This is a genomic window from Streptomyces sp. NBC_01260, assembly GCF_036226405.1.
Classification (GTDB): domain Bacteria; phylum Actinomycetota; class Actinomycetes; order Streptomycetales; family Streptomycetaceae; genus Streptomyces; species Streptomyces laculatispora.
The window spans coordinates 4007981-4026285 of record NZ_CP108464.1; the positions used below are offsets into that span (position 1 = coordinate 4007981).

An 18305-nucleotide genomic window follows, 5' to 3' on the forward strand; every position below is an offset into this window, starting at 1 on the left:
ACCCGCGCGGCGGAGCACCTTTCCTTCGTGCTTTGTGGAGTGATCCCTGACATGAACGTTTCCCGCATCGCCCTCGCCGGCGGCGTCGCCGCGTCCACCGTGCTCATCCTCGCCGGTACGGCCTCCGCCCACGTCAGCGTCCAGCCGCAGGGCGAGGCCGCCAAGGGCGGTTACGCCGTCATCAACTTCAAGGTCCCCAACGAGCGCGACGACGCCGCGACGACCAAGCTCGAGGTCAACTTCCCGACCGACCACCCGCTGGCCTCCGTCCAGCCGCAGGCGATCCCCGGCTGGAAGATCGACGTCACCACCAGCAAGCTGGCCAAGCCGCTCGACATGCACGGCAAGAAGATCAACGAGGCCGTCTCCAAGGTCACCTGGACCGCGGACGGCGCCAAGATCGAGCCCGGCCGCTTCCAGCAGTTCCCGCTCTCCGTCGGCCAGCTCCCCGAGAACGCCGACCAACTGGTGTTCAAGGCCATCCAGACGTACGACGACAAGGAAGTCGTCCGCTGGATCGAGGAGCAGAAGGACGGGGCCGAAGAGCCCGAGAGCCCCGCTCCGGTCCTCAAGCTGACGGCTGCCACCGATGCCGCGCACGGCGCCGCGGCCGCCGGCTCCACTGGCAAGAACGCTGCCGCGGACCAGTCGAAGGACAAGGAGACGACCGCTTCGGCGTCCTCCTCCAGCGACACCACGGCCCGCGTCCTCGGCGTCGTCGGCATCGTCATCGGCGTCGCAGGTGTCGCGTTCGGCGTGCTGGCCGGCCGTCGGCGCACCGCCTGACCGTCCAGAAGCCCCACCCGTTACACCGACCCATCAGGAATCAGTGCTCCATGGTTAAGAAGTCTGTGCTGGCCGCGGCGCTCGTCGCCGCGGCCGCACTCACCCTGTCCGCCTGCGGCGGCAGTGACAACGACAGCAAGAAGCCGATCGCCGACGTCTCGACGGAGGCGAGGACCAAGGCCGCGACGGTGCTCGACGATCCGTTCACCAAGCCGAATCTCGTCCTGACCGACACCCACGGCAAGAAGTACGACCTGCGCGAGAAGACCAAGGGCAAGCCGACGCTCATCTACTTCGGCTACACCACGTGCCCCGACGTCTGCCCGCTCATCATGAGCAACATCGCGATCGCCAAGAAGTCCCTCCCCGAGGCGGACCGGGACAAGCTCCAGGTCGTCTTCGTGACCACCAACCCGGAGCAGGACACCCCGTCCTCGCTGGGCAGCTGGCTCAAGTCCCAGGACTCGTCCTTCATCGGTCTCACCGGCGACTTCCCGACCATCCAGGCGGGCGCCCGGCAGATCGGCATCGGTATCGACGCGCCGAAGAAGGAGAAGGACGGCACGGTCATCTCGATGCACGGCTCGCAGGTCATCGCGTTCTCCCCGAAGACCGACAAGGGGTACGTGCTGTACGGCGAGGACACCACGCCCGACGACTACACCAAGGACCTCCCCAAGATCATCAAGGGGGAGAAGCCGTGAACCGCCGCACCGCCCTCGCCGGCGTCCTGGCCCTCTCCACGGGGCTGACGCTGGCGGGGTGCTCCTCCTCGGACAGCAAGCCGGAGCTGAAGGTCAGCGGCGCGTTCATGCCGCAGCCCGTCAACGACATGGCGGCCGGCTTCCTCGTCGTGCAGAACAGCGGCGGCAGCTCCGACCGGCTCACCTCCGTCACCAGCCCGCTCTCGGACGACGTCACGATCCACGAGACGAAGAACCAGACGATGCGCATGGTGACGTCCTTCACGGTACCCGCGGGCGGTGAGCTGGACCTGGAACGCGGTGGAAACCACATCATGTTCATGAAGCTCAAGCAGCGGCCCAAGCAGGGCGACAAGGTGTCCGTGGAGCTGCACTTCGAGAAGACCGACCCGATCAAGGTCGACCTTCCCGTGAAGGAGACCACCCACAACCCGAAGAAGCAGTGAGGGACTGACAGACCATGACAGCCACCGCCCCGCACTTCGGGCCGCCCCCGTCCGTATCCGCCACACGCCGGCCGCTCGCCAAGGCCGGACTCCTCGCCGCTCTGGTCGGCGTGGTGTTCGGTCTGCTGCTGGCGGTCGCGGGTCCCGCGTCGGCTCACGCCGCGCTCACCGGGAGCGATCCGCAGGACGGGGCGGTGGTCGACACCGCACCCAAACAGGTCACGCTGACCTTCTCCGAGCAGGTCGCCGTGGGCGAGGGCTCCATCCGGATCCTGGACCCGAACGGCAAGCGCGCCGACACCGAGGCCGCCCCGCTCGATCTGCACAGCGGCTCCACCGTGAAATACGGCGTCGCCCTGCACACCGGCCTGCCCGACGGCACGTACACCGTCGCCTGGCAGGCCGTCTCCGCCGACAGCCATCCGGTCTCCGGCGCCTTCACCTTCTCCATCGGCGCCCCCTCCGAGACCACCGTCGCCCTCCCGGAGAACGAGGCCGGGGGCGGTCTCGTCGGCACGCTCTACGACATCGCGCGCTACGCCGCGTACGCCGGCTTCATCGTGCTCGCCGGCGGCGCCGCCTTCGTGCTGGCCTGCTGGCAGCGCGGGGCGGGCGCGCGCCCGCTGCAACGCCTCGTGGTGCGCGGCTGGATGACCCTCACCGCGGCCACCCTCGCCATGCTGCTGCTGCGCAACCCGTACACCGGTTCCGGGAAGCTCGCGGACGCCTTCGACCTCGACGGGCTGAAGGCGGTCCTCGACACCAAGCCCGGCGCCGCACTCGTCTCGCGGCTGCTGCTGCTCGGTGCCAGTGCGCTGTTCATCGCCGTGCTGTTCGGGGCCTACGCGAAGCGCGAGGACGAGCGCGAGAAGAAGGACCTCACCTTCGGCCTCGCCATCGGCGGCGCGGTCATCGCCGCCGGGATCGCCGGGACCTGGGCCCTCGCCGAGCACGCGTCGACCGGTATCCAGCCGGGGATCGCCATGCCGGTCGATGTCCTCCATCTGCTGGCCGTAGCGACCTGGCTGGGCGGGCTCGCGGCCCTGCTGGTCGCGCTGTACCGCACCCCCGACGTCACCGCCGACGCCGTACGGCGCTTCTCCCGGATCGCGTTCGGCAGTGTCCTCGTGGTCGCCGCCACCGGGATCTACCAGTCCTGGCGCCAGCTCGGCTCATGGTCCGCGCTGACCGGCACCGGGTACGGGCAGCTGCTGCTCGTGAAGGTGGGGCTCGTCGCGGTCCTCGTCGGCGTCGCATCGGTCTCACGCCGGTGGACGGCGCGGCTGGCGGCCGGCGGGGTCGCGGTCGCGGCCCCGAAGGCTGAGACCGAGGCAGCGGCCGAAGCAGGCACACCCGCAGCCGAAGCCGCGCCCGACCCGGAGCCGGACCTGATGTCACAGGACCCGGCGTCGCAAGATGCCACCTCGCAGGACCCGGCGCGGGCCGTCCAGCTCGCCCGCCAGAAGGCCGCCGTGGCAACCGCCGAGAGGAAGCGGGTGCGTGATGCCGACCCCGACCGCTCCGGCCTCCGCCGCTCGGTGCTGGCCGAAGTCGGCGTCGCGGTGGCTCTGCTGGCGGTGACCACCATCCTGACCTCGACCGAGCCCGGCCGTACCGAGGAGGAGGCGGCCCGTGCGTCGAGCGCGGCCGCCGCCCCCGCGGCAAGCGGTCCCGTCAACCTCACGCTGCCTTTCGACACCGGCGGCGAGAACGGCAAGGGCACGGTCCGGGTGGACATCGACCCGGGCCGTACCGGGACCAATGTGCTCCACCTCTGGATCGAGGACGTCAACGGGAAGGCCATGGACGTCCCCGAGGTGAAGGTCGCCCTCACCCTGAAGTCCAAGGACATCGGCCCCCTTCCGGTGGTCCCGGTCCGGCTGGCCGAGGGGCACTGGACATCCACCGGCGTCCAGATCCCGATAGCGGGCAACTGGAACGTCTCGGCGACCGTACGGACGTCGGACATCGACCAGACGACGGTCGACAAGAACGTGAAGATCGGCTGAGCAGGATCGTGAGCGTAAACAGTTCAAACAGCGCGGACAACGCAACCAGCGCCAACAACGGCATCGGTTCACACCCCGGGAACAAGCGGCCCGGCGAAGATGCCGTGCCCGGGACCACCGGCGCCCTCTCCCGGCGGCGGCTGCTCGGCTCGGCGGGTGTGGCAGGGGCCGCCGGGCTGGTGCTCGGGGCGGCCGGCGGTGCGACCGGCTACGCCGCGACGCGGGACAAGGCGCCGACCGCGCTGACCTCCGTCGGCTCCTCAGAGGTGATGTTTCACGGGAAACATCAGCCGGGGATCACCACCCCGCTTCAGGCGAGCGGCCATCTCATCGCCTTCGACCTGGTCCCCGGCGCCGGCCGGAAGGAGGCGGCCGCCCTGATGCGCCGCTGGTCAGCCGCCGCGCAGCGGCTGATGGCGGGCGAGCCCACCGCCGGTGGCGCGGCGGACGGTACGGGGCACGACACCGGCATCGCGCTGGATGCCGGGCCGTCCTCACTGACCGTCACCTTCGGCTTCGGCGCCACCTTCTTCGAACGCACGGGCCTGGTCGGCCGCCGGCCACCGGGACTCGACCCGCTGCCGCCGTTCTCCGCCGACCACCTCGACACCGCCCGCTCCAACGGCGACCTCTGGGTGCAGATCGGCGCCGACGACGCTCTCGTCGCGTTCCACGCGCTGCGAGCCGTACAGAAGGAGGCCGCTTCGACGGCCACCGTGCGCTGGCAGATGAACGGGTTCAACCGCACACCCGGCGCCACCGCCAAGCCGATGACCGCCCGCAACCTGATGGGCCAGATCGACGGCACCGGTAATCCGAAACCGGCCGACACCGACTTCGACCGGCGCGTCTTCGTCCCGTCCGGCGCCGATGAAGCGACGTACGAATGGCTGGCCGGCGGCTCGTACGCGGTCGTCCGGCGGATCAGGATGCTGCTCGACGACTGGGAAAAGCTCCCGGTGGAGCGCCAGGAACGGGTCATCGGCAGACGCAAGGCGGACGGCGCCCCCCTGAGCGGCGGCACCGAGACCACCGACATGGATCTCGACAAGGCGGGCCCCGACGGCAAGCTGCTGATCCCCGACAACGCCCACGCCCGGATCTCCTCCCCCGAGCGCAACAGCGGAGCGGCCATGCTCCGCCGCCCGTTCTCGTACCACGACGGCATCGCCACGGACGGCACCCCGGACGCCGGACTGCTGTTCATCTGCTGGCAGGCGGATCCGCTGCGGGGCTTCGTACCGGTGCAGCGCAAACTCGACCGGGGAGACGCCCTGTCGCCCTTCCTCCGCCACGAGGCGAGCGGCCTCTTCGCGGTGCCGGGTGGTGCGGCGGCCGGGGAGTACGTGGGACAGCGGTTGCTGGAGTCCTGAGCCACCACGGCGCATTAGGGTGACGGTATGTCCGCCACGCGCTACGCCTATCTCGGTCCCGAAGGCACCTTCACCGAGGTCGCCCTCCGTACGCTCCCGGAAGCCGCCACCCGTGAGCTCGTCCCGATGGTCTCCGTGCCGGCGGCCCTGGACGCGGTGCGCAACGGCACGGCCGCCGCGGCACTCGTCCCGATCGAGAACTCCGTCGAGGGCGGCATCACCACCACCCTCGACCAGCTGACCAGCGGTGAACCGCTGATGATCTACCGCGAGGTGCTGCTGTCCATCACCTTCGCGCTGCTCGTACGCCCCGGTACCAAGCTGTCCGACGTCAAGACGGTCACCGCGCACCCGGCCGCACAGCCGCAGGTACGCAACTGGATGGCCGCCCACCTCCCGCAGGCCGTATGGGAGTCGGCGGCGTCCAACGCGGACGGTGCACGGCTCGTGCAGGAGGGGCGGTACGACGCCGCCTTCGCCGGTGAGTTCGCCGCGGCGACGTACGGGCTCGAACCGCTGGTGACCGAGATCCACGACGCGGAGAACGCCCAGACCCGTTTCGTGCTGGTGGGCCGCCCGGCCCGGCCGGCGGCGCCGACCGGTGCGGACAAGACGTCGGTGGTCATCTGGCTGGGCGACGACCATCCCGGTGCGCTGCTCGAACTGCTCCAGGAGTTCGCGGTGCGCGGGGTGAACCTGATGCTGATCCAGTCCCGGCCGACGGGCGCGGGCATCGGGAACTACTGCTTCGCGGTGGACGCCGAGGGCCATATCTCCGACCGCCGGGTGGGCGAGGCGCTGATGGGGCTGAAGCGGATCTGCCCGAACGTCCGCTTCCTCGGCTCTTATCCGCGGGCGGGCGTGACGCCGGCGGACGTACGCCGGCTGCGTCCGGGTACGTCGGACGCGGAGTTCACGGTGGCCTCGGACTGGCTGGCCCGGAACCAGGACGGGCGGGCCTGACGGTCCGCGGCCTGTCGGGCCCCAACATCCACTCGCCTCACACCCGTACGCCCACGCGTCTCGCCCCGTACGGCCGCGTGCCCTCGCGCTCCTGCCCTTCCGCGCGTCCGCTCTTCCGGTGCGATCAGCGGATCATCGGCATCGGAAAAGTTATCCACAGGGACGCGTCTCGACCTGGGGACAAGTCGACACCGCAATGCGACATCGTCGACAAATCTCCCAGTCCACCCAGATCCGTCCACAGATCAGCAGGACGCCCGGTGTCACCTCAATTCCATTGATCAACTCTTTAGGGCGAGGAATTCCCACCCGGACGAGCGTGCTGGGTGGGCTTGAAGCGGGATTCCATGAGGCTTCACGCGACTTTCGGAATGATCTCCTCCGCGTCCACAGATCTTCCTCACAGCCTGTGGATAACTTTCGAGAACCACCCCTCCCTGTGGACAAGTGGCGGTCAACTCCCCTTCCAGGCAAGGCTGATACGTCAAGACCCATGAACCCTTCTGCCCCATTTAGGGGAATAGGGCCTCTTTATTGACGATGGCATCCAAGCACTCGCCCAGGATTCCTCTCCAGCATTACCAATACCGGCAATTCGGGCAAAGTGACACGCTCGTCAATATCGGTTCGAGCTACGGAAGCCGACACCGGTAGCCTGGAGGGGTGATTGACCTTCGCCTGCTTCGTGAGGACCCCGACCGTGTTCGCGCCTCCCAGCGCGCCCGTGGAGAGGACGTCGAACTCGTCGACGCCCTTCTCTCCGCCGACGAGCGGCGCAGGTCGTCCGGGGTTCGGTTCGACGAACTCCGTTCCGAGCAGAAATCGCTCGGCAAGCTCATCCCCAAGGCCTCCCCTCAGGAGCGCGCCGAGCTCCTGAAGAAGGCCGAGCAGCTCAAGGTCGACGTCAAGGCGGCCGACGCGGCGCAGGACGAGGCCGACGAGGAGGCCAGGAACCTCCTGCTGCGACTCGGCAACATCGTCCACGCGGACGTGCCGGTCGGCGGCGAGGAGGACTTCGTCGTCCTGGAGACGCACGGCACCATCCGCGACTTCGGTGCCGAGGGCTTCGAGCCCAAGGACCACCTGGAGCTCGGCGAGGCGCTCGGCGCGATCGACATGGAGCGCGGCGCCAAGGTGTCCGGCTCGCGCTTCTACTACCTGACGGGCGTCGGCGCACTGCTGGAGCTCGCCCTCGTCAACGCGGCGATCGCCCAGGCCACCGAGGCCGGCTTCATCCCGATGCTCACCCCGGCGCTGGTCCGTCCGCGCGCCATGGAGGGCACCGGCTTCCTCGGCCAGGCCGCGGAGAACGTGTACCACCTGGAGAAGGACGACTACTACCTGGTCGGCACCTCCGAGGTACCGCTCGCGGCGTACCACATGGACGAGATCATCGACGCGGACAAGCTGCCGCTGCGCTACGCGGGCTTCTCGCCGTGCTTCCGCCGCGAGGCCGGTACGTACGGCAAGGACACCCGTGGCATCTTCCGGGTGCACCAGTTCGACAAGGTCGAGATGTTCTCGTACGTCGACCCGGCGGACGCCGAGGCCGAGCACCAGCGGCTGCTGGACTGGGAGAAGCAGTGGCTCACCGCTCTCGGGCTGCCCTTCCAGGTGATCGATGTCGCCACCGGCGATCTGGGGTCCTCGGCCTCCAGGAAGTTCGACTGCGAGGCGTGGATCCCGACGCAGGGCAAGTACCGCGAGCTGACCTCCGCGTCCAACTGCGACGGTTTCCAGGCCCGCCGGCTGTCCGTGCGGATGCGTGACACCCGCGACGGCAAGAAGGTGCTCCAGCCGCTGTCCACGCTGAACGGCACGCTCTGCGCCGTACCGCGCACCATCGTGGCGATCCTGGAGAACCACCAGCTGGCCGACGGTTCGGTGCGGGTGCCCGAGGTGCTCCGTCCGTACCTGGGCGGGCGTGAGGTTCTGGAGCCGGTCGCCAAGTGACCTTTCCCTACAAGCTCGTCGCGACCGACCTCGACGGCACCCTGCTGCGTGAGGACGACACGGTCTCCGGGCGCACGCGCGAGGCACTGGCCGCGGTCACCGCGGCCGGTGCGGCGCACATCATCGTCACCGGCCGCGCGGTCCCGTGGACCCGGCACATCCTGGACGACCTGGGCTACGAGGGCCTGGCGGTCTGCGGCCAGGGCGCGCAGGTCTACCACGCGGGCGAGCGCAAGCTGCTGACCTCGCTGACCCTGGACCGGCAGCTCGCCGGTCTCGCACTGTCCAAGGTCGAGGCGGAGGTCGGCCCGCTGGCGCTGGCGGCCAGCCGTGACGGGCTGGACGGCGAGGTGCTGGTCGGTCCGGGCTACCGCGTGCAGGAGGGTCCGCTGCCGGCCGTCTTCATACAGGACGCGGCCGAGATGTGGGCGGCCCCGCTCAACAAGGTCTACATCCAGCACCCGGATCTGGACGACGACGCACTGGCGAAGGCCGCCCGAGCGGCGGTCGGCAACCTGGTCGACGTGGTCATGGCCGGCCCCGGGGTCGTGGAGATCCTGCCGCTGGGGCTCAGCAAGGCCACCGGCCTCTCGCTCGCCGCGCGCCGGCTGGGGGTGAAGGCGGCGGACACGATCGCCTTTGGTGACATGCCGAACGACATCCCGATGTTCGCCTGGTCGCGGCACGGTGTGGCGATGGCCAACGCGCACGAGGATCTGAAGGCCGTGGCCCACGAGGTCACCACGTCGAACGAGGACGACGGGATCGCCGTGGTGCTGGAGCAGCTGCTCCAGCGGCCTTCGGGGCCGGCTGCCTGAGGCGGAGGATGCGCGGATCGAACGCGCGCGGGGTTTAGGGACCCCGACGACGGCTTAGCAAGCCGCTGCCTTACCACTCGGCCAATCCTCCGGGGGAGGGCGGCCGCGCGCGATGCGCGTGAACGGCCGCCCCGGCGTACTGCTCGGAGCGGCTCGGCGGAGCAGTCGCTGACTACTCCGCGGCCCGCTCGGGCACGCCTTGCTGGGAGCTCGACGGACTCGGACTTCCGGCCATCGTCGCGCTCCTCTCCCGGTCTGCGGTGCCGTTCCCGGCGGGTGCCGTACTGCCTACTGTGCGGCGCGCCCGATGTCCGGTGCCACTCATTTACGGGCGGCGAGTGCCGGGTGGCACCGGACACCGGGGTTCGTCAGCGGCTCCTGTTGCGGCGGCTGAGATCCTTCAGACCGCGCGCGAGCGCGTCCATCCGCCCGTCGAGCCGGACGATGTCCTCGGACACCCCGCCCAGCCGCACGCTCATGGCACCGATCACCTGCTGCGTGACCTCCAGCCTCCGGTCGAGGCTGTCGAGCCTGAACGACATCCGGTTGAGCACCGGCCCCAGCTCCTGGAGGGCGGTACCGACTCCGGCCAGGCAGCTTTCGACCCGGGTGACGCGGTGTTCGAGCGAGGCGTATCCCGCCCGCAGGTCCTGCTCGGCGTCGAGGAGGTACGTACGGACGCAGCGCGCGATGTCGCTGTCGCGAAGAAGCATCGCGACGTTGAGGACGGTCCTGCGGGTGTAGAGCGTGAGCTGCGCGTGCGCCTGTGGATAACTTTCACCCTCCCCGCCATCCAATAGGGACATCATGTCCCTATTAAAAACGCGCAGGTCAGAGCCGCGCAGCAGCCTGAGGCCGTTCTCCTCCATCTCCGCGCGGTGGCGCTGGATCACCTTCTTGACGACCTCTGTGGATACTTCGAAGTAACGGGCCACGTCCTCTGTGCGGACATGGATTCCGTCCGGGAGCATGACAAGGCTCTTCACCTTGTCGAGAGCGTCGACGCGCTCCATCTGTTCGACGCGCAGCGCGCGCGATTCGAGCAGGGCCACTTCCGTGGGCATGAGCAGGCCTTCCGATCGTGAAAGCGACGGGGGACAGCCCTCTCCCCGGGCTTCAGGGGCGGAGGACGCTCACGGTTGCCACTTGCTCAATGGCCGACCCGGTGGGCGCCGTCCGCAGACGTGTCCCACCGGCATCGGCGTTCCCCGAATTCACGAAAGCTCGACGTCACGGATTCCAGTTGCCTCCACGCATCCGGGACAACGAACCGATATCCGTACAGTTACGCGTATTACTGTCCGACATGCGACAACCCCCGTCCACCGGACGGGGGTTGTCGCGTCGCAGGCTCTCTGCGCTCACTCCTCGCCGGCGAGCTTCAGGGTGCGCAGCTTCTGGCCCGCGTACCAGGTCGCCGCCACGGTGACCGCGATCAGCAGCACCGTCGCGAGCGGCAGTCCGACGTCGGAGGTGATGGCGCCGCCCCCGCCGACCTTCTCGGCCAGCGCGAGAGACCACTGCTGGACGCTGAGCGTGCGCGCACCGGGGACCAGGCTGCCGAAGAGGGCCTCCCACACCAGCGCGTAGACGAGTCCGAGGACCACCGCGTGCCGGCTGACCGTGCCCAGCAGCAGGAACAGCGCGCTGTAGGCGATCGAGGCGACCAGGGCGGCGATCGTGTAGGCCACCGCGATCTGCTGGCCGTTGCCGTTGAGGATCAGGCCGGCGACCAGGGTCGGCACCGCCGAGAACACCATCGTCACGGCGATGGCCACGATCAGCTTGGTGAAGATGATCGTCGGCCGGGTCACCGGCTTGGCCAGCAGGTAGACGATCGAGCCGTCGTCGATCTCCGGACCGATGGCTCCGGTTCCGGCGATCACGCCGATCAGCGGCACCATGGTGGCGATGGCGAAGCCGCCCAGCACATCCGAGGCGACCTGGTCATCGGCCCCGGCGAACATCCGTACCGCCACCGCGATGATCACCAGCAGTGCGGGCAGGATGAAGAGGATGGCGGCCCGGCGCCGGCCGAGCAGGGCCCGGTAGGTGAGCCGGGCGACTGTGGGGTCGTACATGACGCTTCACAGCTCCTTATCGGCCACTACTCAGGCCGCTACGAGATAGGAAAAGACCGATTCGAGGGATTCGTCGGACGGCGAAACGGTCAGCAGCCGGATGCCCTGCTCGCGTGCCACCTTCGGCAGCAGCGTGGTGAAGCGTCCGAAGTCGACCGCCTGGATGCGCAGGGCCTTCTCGCTCAGGTCCACTTCGATGCCGGCTGTCGACGGGTCGGCGATGAGCGCGGCAGCGAGCGCGCGGTCGTCGCTGGACCGTACGAGGTAGCGGTGCGGGCGGTCCGTCATCAGCCGGCGGATCTTCCGGAAGTCGCCGGACGCGGCGTGCCGTCCGGCCACGATCACCTCGATGTGCGAGGCGAGTTGCTCGACCTCTTCGAGGATGTGGGAGGAGAAGAGGACCGTGCGACCCTCCGCTCCCATCCGTCGCAGCAGTTCCATCAGCTGCATCCGCTGGCGCGGGTCCATTCCGTTGAACGGCTCGTCGAGCAGCAGCACGGACGGGTCGTGGACCAGCGCGGAGGCCATCTTCACGCGCTGGCGCATGCCCTTGCTGTACGTCGAGATCTTGCGGTCCTGCGCGTACTCCATCTGGACCGTGACCAGCGCGGCTGCCGCCTCGGCGTCGCCGAGACCGTGCAGTTCCGCGTTGGCCACCACGAATTCGCGGCCGGTCAGGAAGTCGTACATGCCCTCCCGCTCCGGCACGATGCCGATCTCCCGGTACACGGCTTCGTTGCGCCAGATCGCCTTGCCGTCGAGCGTGACGGTACCCGTGGACGGGGCGAGGAATCCGGCCATCATGTTGATCAGCGTGGACTTGCCCGCGCCGTTGGGACCCAGCAGACCGGTGACACCCGGCCCCACGGTCATGCTCACGTCGTTGACGGCGACCACATTGCCGAACCAGCGGGAGGTGTGGTCGATCTCGATGGTGGTCACAGCCCGACCCTCCGGTAGCGGCGCATCAGTACGGCGTACGAGCCGGCGACGAGCGCGAGAACAACGATCAGATAGACCACTCCGGCACCGGCTCCCGGGCCTTCCCCTCCGGGGAAGGCGGAGGTGGCGCCGAGGAACGCGGTCTGCACACCGTCGATCAGGGTGATCGGGGAGAAGAGCCCCAGCCACGGGACGGCTCCGGTGGACCCGGTCGACCAGGCGATTCCCTGGACGGTGGAGACCGCACCGTAGGAGATGGTGAGTACGGCGATCACGGCAGCGACACCGAAGCCCCGGCGCGGGGTGAGGGCGGCCATCACGAGGCCGAGGCCGGCGAAGAGTACGGACAGCAGAGCCACCGACACCATTCCCTGGGCGAACCACTTGGTCTGGTCGCCGAAGTCGAACTTCCCCAGCAGTGCGCCCGCGTAGAGGATGACAAGCGGCACACCGGTGAGGACGAAGAGTGCGGAGGCCATGGCGGCGAACTTGGCGGCGACGTAGTCGCCCCGTTCGATCGGCCGGGAGAAGTACAGCGGCACGCTCTTGAAACGAAGGTCCCTGGAGACCGACTGCGGTGCCTGCGAGGCGAGGAACAGGCCGATGACCGCCTGGAGATAGACCGCGTACGAGGTGTACTTGACCGGCAGCTTCGTCGAGTCGGGGATGTTGATGGCCACTGCCACGATGATCGCCGCGACCAGGCACATCACGCCGAACAGCAGCATGGGCAGCACCTTGGACTTGGCCGAGCGGCCGAGCCCGAAAGTACCGCGCAGGGACTGCGAGTAGAGCGAGCGGCGTGCGTAGGCGCGGCCGAGGCGCGGGCCGTCGTAGGCGCGATAGCCGATGTTGTGGATCCGGGAGGTCTCGCTCCCGGTCGCGACGCCGGTCTCAGTGCTCATCGCTACCGCTCCCCTTCTGCTGTACGGCCCCGGCGGCCACGGACGCGGTCTGCGCCGCGGCCTGCGCTGCCGGTGCCTCTTCGGTACGGAAGACCTCGGCGATGTGGTGGCGGCGCTGTTCCATCCGGACGAGGCCGAGCCCGAGGCCGGCGACGCTGTCGCGGACGATGTCGTACGTCTCCTCGCCGGTCGCCTCGATCAGCAGGATGTGCCCCGCACCCGGGAGCCCCTCCGTGTCCAGGCCGTCGAAACCCACCAGCTTGATCCCCGTACCCGTGAGGGCGCGGCGCAGCGCGTCGGTGCCGTCGGGGTGGGTGTCGCTGTCGGTGACCTCGACCGCGAGGGTCGTGGTGGTCTGGGTGAACTCGCTGGTGGAGCTGGAGCGCAGCAGCGCCCCGCCGTCGATGACGACGACGTGGTCGCAGGTGCGTTCCAGTTCGCCCAGGAGGTGCGAGGTGACCAGGACCGAGATGCCGAAGTCGGTGTGCACCCGCCGGATCAGGCCGAGCATCTCGTCGCGGCCGACCGGGTCCAGCCCGTTGGTCGGCTCGTCGAGGAGGACCAGCTGCGGGTCGTGGACCAGGGCCTGGGCCAGCTTCACCCGCTGTTTCATGCCGGTCGAGTAGCCCCCGATGGGGCGGTAGCGCTCCTCGTACAGGCCGACGTGGCGCAGGGTGTCCGCGGTGCGTTCGCGCGCCGCGGTGGGCGGCAGTCCGGACATCCGGGCCATGTGGACGACGAACTCGGTGGCCGAGACGTCGGGCGGCAGGCAGTCGTGCTCGGGCATGTAGCCGACCCGTTCCCGGATGGCGGCGCCGCTGGTCGAGACATCGAGCCCGAGCACCGCGGCCCGGCCCTCGGTGGCGGGAGACAGACCCAGCAGGATCTTGATCAACGTGGACTTGCCGGCTCCGTTGGCGCCCACCAGCCCGGTCACACCGGGGCCGATGTCCAAGGAGAGCCGGTCAAGCGCGGTCACCCGGGGGAACCGCTTGCTCAGGCTTTCGGTCGCAATGACAGTCACGTCATGAACGGTAGTGGCGCGGGCCACACCCGTCGTCAGACCTGGCGGCTGGATTCTCGTCAGACTCCAGATGTACGGACCCGTAGGGGGACCCCGTGAAGGAGGAGGCCGATGCCCCGGGACTTCGGGGACACGGCCTGGTCCCGGCGGTCGCGCCGGTGGTCCGCGGAGTTGTCCACAGGTCCCGCACACCCCTTGACGTAGCCGCCGGACATTGTCACATTCATCAGTGTCACGTTACGGGCACGTACCGCACACGGCAGGGAACGGACGGTGGCATGGCCTCGCGAGTGAACGACGAACGGGCCCCGGAGCTCAAGGGGTTCAGAGACGTGCAGCGTCTCGCGTACGCCTGCGCGGAAGCGGTCGCCGCCCGTCTGAAGCCGGGGGTGACCGAGCGGGACGCGGCCCGGATGCAGCGCGAGTGGCTGCGCGAGCGCGGCGTGCGGGACTGGTTCCATCTCCCCTTCGCCTGGTTCGGGGACCGCACGGCGTTCACCGGCTTCAAGGTGCCGCTGCAGTTCTTCCCGACCAACCGGCAGCTGGAACCGGGGATGCCGTTCATCCTCGACATGGCCCCGGTGTACCGGGGATTCACCGCGGACATCGGCTACTCCGGCTGCCTGGGGCTGCACCCGCTGCACGACAGGCTGCTCGCCGACCTGGAGGTCCATCGCGAGCTGATCCTGCGCGAAGTGCGCGAGCGGCGCCCGCTGCGCGAGATCTACGAGGACGTCGAGCGCCTGATGATCAGGCAGGGCTACGCCAATCGGCACCGCGCGTACCCCTTCGGAGTCATCGCCCACAAGGTCGACCGCGTGGCCGAACGGCGTTGGTCGCCGCACGTGTTCGGGTTCGGCACCCAGTCGCTCAAGGGCCTGCTGAGTGATGCGGTCCACGGACACCGGGACGGCTGGTCGCCGCTCTGGAGCCCGTACCGCTTCTCCGACCATCCCCCGCAGCCGGGCCTGTGGGCGGTCGAACCCCATCTCGGATTCCGGGGTACCGGCGCGAAGTTCGAGGAGATCCTGGTCGTCACCGACTCACGGGACCCCGAGCAGAGCGCCTTCTGGCTGGACGACGATCTGCCGCACGTGCGGCGCTGGGCCGAGGAGAGGGTGGCGGCATGAGTCTGCGGGATCTGCCGGGGGCGCGCGAGCGCCGGGTGGCCACGGGCGGTATCGAGCTGTGCGTCGTCGAGCTGGGCGAGGCGACGCGTCCGACGATCGTGCTCGTGCACGGCTACCCGGACAGCAAGGAGGTCTGGACGCAGGTCGCCCGGCAACTGGCCGAGCAGTGGCACGTCGTGCTGTACGACGTACGCGGTCACGGCAGTTCGACGGCGCCCGTTCCGCTGCGCGGCGGTTTCACCCTGGAGAAGCTGACCGACGACTTCCTGGCCGTCGTCGACGCGGTGAGCCCGGACCGGCCCGTGCATGTGGTCGGGCACGACTGGGGCTCGGTCCAGGCCTGGGAGTTCGCGACGGTCAGCCGCACCGAGGGCCGCATCGCCTCCTTCACCTCGATGTCCGGCCCCTCCCTGGACCACTTCGGACACTGGATCAAGCAGCGGGTGGCCCGGCCCACCCCGCGCCGGGTCGGCCAGTTGCTGGGCCAGGGCGCCAAGTCCTGGTACGTGTACATGCTGCATACGCCGGTCCTGCCGGAGCTCGCCTGGCGCGGCCCGCTCGGCAAGCGGTGGCCCGGCATCCTGGAGCGGCTGGAGAAGGTGCCGCCGGGCGACTACCCGACGGCGTCCCTGCCCGACGACGCGGCGCACGGGGCCTGGCTCTACCGCGACAACGTCCGGACCCGGCTGCGCAGGCCCCGCGCCGACGCCTACGCGCATGTGCCGGTCCAGCTGATCACGCCGACCGGTGACATCTTCCTGTCGGAGCAGCTCTATGACGACCTTGAGTCATGGGTACCGCAGTTGACCCGCCGCACACTGCCGGCCAAGCACTGGGTACCACGCACCAGGCCGGACCAGCTGGCTTCCTGGATCGCTGAGTTCGCCGCCGCCAACGAGGCGGCTCCGCAGGGCGGCATCCCGGTGCGGGACACCGCGCCGAAGGGTGCGCACGCGGACCGGTTCGGCGGCCAGCTCGTCCTGGTGACGGGCGCGGCAGGCGGCATCGGCCGGGCCACCGCCTTCGCCTTCGCGGAGGCGGGCGCCCGGGTGGTGGCCGTGGACCGGGATGCGGACGGTGCGGCCCGAACGGCGGAACTGGCCCGGCTGATCGGCGCCCCGGCCGCCTGGGCGGAGACGGTCGACGTCAGCGACGAACAGGCCATGGAGAAGCTCGCCGAGAAGGTCGCCGCCGAATACGGGATCGTCGACGTGCTGGTCAACAACGCGGGGATCGGGCTGTCCGGCTCGTTCCTGGAGACGACCGCCGAGGACTGGAGACACGTCCTCGACGTCAATCTCTGGGGTGTCATCCACGGCTGTCGGCTCTTCGGCAAGCAGATGGCCGAGCGCGGGCAGGGTGGTCACATCGTCAACACGGCTTCCGCTGCGGCGTATCAGCCCTCGCGCGCGCTTCCGGCGTACAGCACGTCGAAGGCCGCCGTGCTGATGCTCAGCGAATGCCTGCGCGCCGAGTTCGCCGAGAAGTCGATCGGGGTCAGCGCGGTCTGTCCCGGCATCGTCAACACGAACATCACCGCGACCACCCATTTCGCCGGGACCGACGCGGCACAGGAGCAGCGGCTGCGGAAACGGACGAGCAAGCTGTACGGAGTCCGCAACTACCCGCCGGAGAAGGTCGCCGAGGCGATCCTGCGGGCGGTCGTCCGCAACCAGGCCGTCGTCCCGGTGACGCCGGAGTCCCATGCCGCACGGTTCCTGTCCCGGCTCAGCCCCGGGACGCTGCGCGGCATCGCCCGGCTGAAGCCGCCGCTGTGAGCGGCCCCGGGCCTTCGGCCGGCCGGGCGGCCGCGGAGTACCGGATCGAGGACCTGGCACATGCCAGCGGTGCCACGGTCCGCACGATCCGCGCCTACCAGGACCGCGGGCTGCTGCCGACCCCGGAGCGGCGGGGCCGGGCCAATGTGTACCGGGACACCCATCTCGCCCGGCTCCGGCAGATCGCCGATCTGCTCGACCGCGGCTACACGCTGGCCAGCATCAAGGAGTTGCTGGAGGCGTGGGACACGGGCCGCGGCCTCGGCGGGGTGCTCGGGCTCGTCGCCGAGGTGCACGGACCGTGGACCGACGAACGGGCGGACCGGATCACCCGGGCCGAGCTGGACGTGAAGTTCGGCGGCACTCCTGACGAGCAGGCCGTTGCCGAGGCGGTGGACCTCGGCGTGCTCGAACGGATCCCCGGACGGGACGACGCATTCCTCGTGCCGAGCCCCCAAGAGCTTTCGGTCGCGGTGGAGTTGTACGCGGCCGGCGTTCCGCTCAGCGCAATCTCCGGGCATCTGAGGGAGCTTCGGGGCCAGGTCGAGCAGATAGCCTCCCGTTTCCTGGAGTTCACCACGGAGCATGTTTTCGCCCGCTATCTCGGTCATCGGCCTCCGACGGACGCGGACGCGGCCGAGGCCGCCTCAATGGTCCGCAAACTCCGCCCGCTCGCCCAGCAGACGGTGGACGCCGAACTCGCTCGGGCAATGCGGACGCTCGCCACCCGTCACCTGGAGCACCACCTCACCGCCGAGGAACCCTTCACCGCGGGCAGTGCGGCGCGTCCGCCGGTACCGGTAGCCCTTCCGTCCGGGACAATCACTGCCGTGGAGCGGCTGGTTGGCCGCGGGCACGTCTCGGCCTTCGTCGCAGCGGCCACTGAACGTGAGGTACAAGCAAGAACATTGGACACACTTGCCTCATCTCACGCCAATGCTCAGCAAATTGACCAAATAGGTTAAATGGCAAGCCACTTGTCCACAGAATCGTCAAATTCCCTGTGGATAACTCGAGTTGGCTGTGGATCAAACCTGTGGACAAGAATTACCCGGCGAACGCCGCTACGCCGAAGCCGGCTTCGGCTCCCCCGGATCGGCGAGGCGCCCGTCGAGCCGGTTCGTCACCCGAACGTCGTCAACTGCTTCTCCGCCTCCAGGGCAGGGCTGCCGGGAGAACGCGTCGGCTTCGCGATCGGTGACCCCCGGCAGGGCGGCGCGCTTGCCTCCTTCCTCTCCCACTCGTTCCTGCACGCCTCCCAGTTGCCCCCGCCGGCGCCGGCCACGACACTGCACGGAGGGAGCCTTGACGAGGTCACCCGCGACGCGATCACCCCGCACTACCGCCGCAGGCGGGAGTTGGTGGACGAGCTGCTCGCCGAGCAGCTGCCACC

16 protein-coding genes and 1 tRNA gene are annotated in these 18305 nt (G+C 69.3%); 11 read left to right on the forward strand and 6 right to left on the reverse strand.

Annotated elements, in window-relative coordinates; genetic code table 11:
* Positions 1-51 precede the first annotated feature (51 nt).
* From OG322_RS17815 to OG322_RS17850, 8 genes are all read left to right on the forward strand, one after another.
* On the forward strand, positions 52-786 hold the full coding sequence (locus tag OG322_RS17815) for a YcnI family copper-binding membrane protein (RefSeq protein WP_123460505.1): 735 nt from the start codon (positions 52-54) through the stop codon (positions 784-786).
* Between the two features lie 50 nt (positions 787-836).
* Positions 837-1490 (forward strand): SCO family protein, encoded by a 654-nt coding sequence (locus OG322_RS17820; protein WP_123460504.1) that lies wholly within the window; start codon positions 837-839, stop codon positions 1488-1490.
* Positions 1487-1936: a copper chaperone PCu(A)C gene (locus OG322_RS17825; protein WP_123460503.1), complete on the forward strand. Its 450-nt coding sequence runs from the start codon at positions 1487-1489 to the stop codon at positions 1934-1936. The genes OG322_RS17820 and OG322_RS17825 overlap by 4 nt, the downstream gene beginning before the upstream one ends.
* A gap of 14 nt (positions 1937-1950) precedes the next feature.
* On the forward strand, positions 1951-3945 hold the full coding sequence (locus OG322_RS17830; RefSeq protein ID WP_329306668.1) for a copper resistance CopC/CopD family protein: 1995 nt from the start codon (positions 1951-1953) through the stop codon (positions 3943-3945).
* Positions 3946-4007: 62 nt separating this feature from the next.
* The gene (gene efeB / locus OG322_RS17835) at positions 4008-5318 is read left to right on the forward strand and encodes an iron uptake transporter deferrochelatase/peroxidase subunit (RefSeq protein ID WP_123462199.1); all 1311 of its coding nucleotides are present in this window, start codon (positions 4008-4010) and stop codon (positions 5316-5318) included.
* Positions 5319-5345: 27 nt separating this feature from the next.
* On the forward strand, positions 5346-6281 hold the full coding sequence (pheA, locus tag OG322_RS17840) for a prephenate dehydratase (protein ID WP_123460501.1): 936 nt from the start codon (positions 5346-5348) through the stop codon (positions 6279-6281).
* Positions 6282-6944: 663 nt separating this feature from the next.
* Positions 6945-8234 carry a serine--tRNA ligase gene (gene serS / locus OG322_RS17845; RefSeq protein ID WP_123460500.1) on the forward strand — a complete coding sequence of 430 codons (1290 nt, stop codon included), beginning with the start codon at positions 6945-6947 and terminating at the stop codon, positions 8232-8234.
* Positions 8231-9052: an HAD family hydrolase gene (locus OG322_RS17850; RefSeq protein ID WP_123460499.1), complete on the forward strand. Its 822-nt coding sequence runs from the start codon at positions 8231-8233 to the stop codon at positions 9050-9052. Before serS ends, OG322_RS17850 begins: the two co-directional genes overlap by 4 nt.
* Before the next feature lie 2 nt (positions 9053-9054).
* On the opposite strand, the gene OG322_RS17855 is transcribed toward OG322_RS17850, so the two are convergent.
* From OG322_RS17855 to OG322_RS17880, 6 genes are all read right to left on the reverse strand, one after another.
* A tRNA-Ser gene (locus OG322_RS17855) sits at positions 9055-9143 on the reverse strand.
* A 277-nt stretch (positions 9144-9420) separates the two neighbouring features.
* Positions 9421-10116: a hypothetical protein gene (locus tag OG322_RS17860; protein ID WP_124284542.1), complete on the reverse strand. Its 696-nt coding sequence runs from the start codon at positions 10114-10116 to the stop codon at positions 9421-9423.
* 297 nt (positions 10117-10413) lie between these two features.
* On the reverse strand, positions 10414-11133 hold the full coding sequence (locus OG322_RS17865; protein WP_123460497.1) for an ABC transporter permease: 720 nt from the start codon (positions 11131-11133) through the stop codon (positions 10414-10416).
* Between the two features lie 30 nt (positions 11134-11163).
* Positions 11164-12075 (reverse strand): ABC transporter ATP-binding protein, encoded by a 912-nt coding sequence (locus OG322_RS17870; RefSeq protein ID WP_123460496.1) that lies wholly within the window; start codon positions 12073-12075, stop codon positions 11164-11166.
* Positions 12072-12980 (reverse strand): ABC transporter permease, encoded by a 909-nt coding sequence (locus OG322_RS17875; protein WP_123460495.1) that lies wholly within the window; start codon positions 12978-12980, stop codon positions 12072-12074. The genes OG322_RS17870 and OG322_RS17875 overlap by 4 nt, the downstream gene beginning before the upstream one ends.
* Positions 12970-14004: an ABC transporter ATP-binding protein gene (locus OG322_RS17880; protein ID WP_260146731.1), complete on the reverse strand. Its 1035-nt coding sequence runs from the start codon at positions 14002-14004 to the stop codon at positions 12970-12972. The genes OG322_RS17875 and OG322_RS17880 overlap by 11 nt, the downstream gene beginning before the upstream one ends.
* Positions 14005-14282: 278 nt before the next feature.
* Here OG322_RS17880 and OG322_RS17885 point away from each other — a divergent pair, with 278 nt between their 5' ends.
* From OG322_RS17885 to OG322_RS17895, 3 genes are read left to right on the forward strand one after another with little or no spacing between them, the layout of a single operon-like run.
* On the forward strand, positions 14283-15134 hold the full coding sequence (locus OG322_RS17885; RefSeq protein ID WP_124284541.1) for a M24 family metallopeptidase: 852 nt from the start codon (positions 14283-14285) through the stop codon (positions 15132-15134).
* Complete coding sequence (locus OG322_RS17890; RefSeq protein ID WP_329306669.1) at positions 15131-16912, forward strand: SDR family oxidoreductase; 1782 nt, start codon at positions 15131-15133, stop codon at positions 16910-16912. The genes OG322_RS17885 and OG322_RS17890 overlap by 4 nt, the downstream gene beginning before the upstream one ends.
* A complete protein-coding gene (locus tag OG322_RS17895; RefSeq protein ID WP_329306670.1) occupies positions 16909-17877 on the forward strand; it encodes a MerR family transcriptional regulator in 969 nt (322 codons plus the stop codon). Before OG322_RS17890 ends, OG322_RS17895 begins: the two co-directional genes overlap by 4 nt.
* Positions 17878-18305 lie beyond the last annotated feature (428 nt).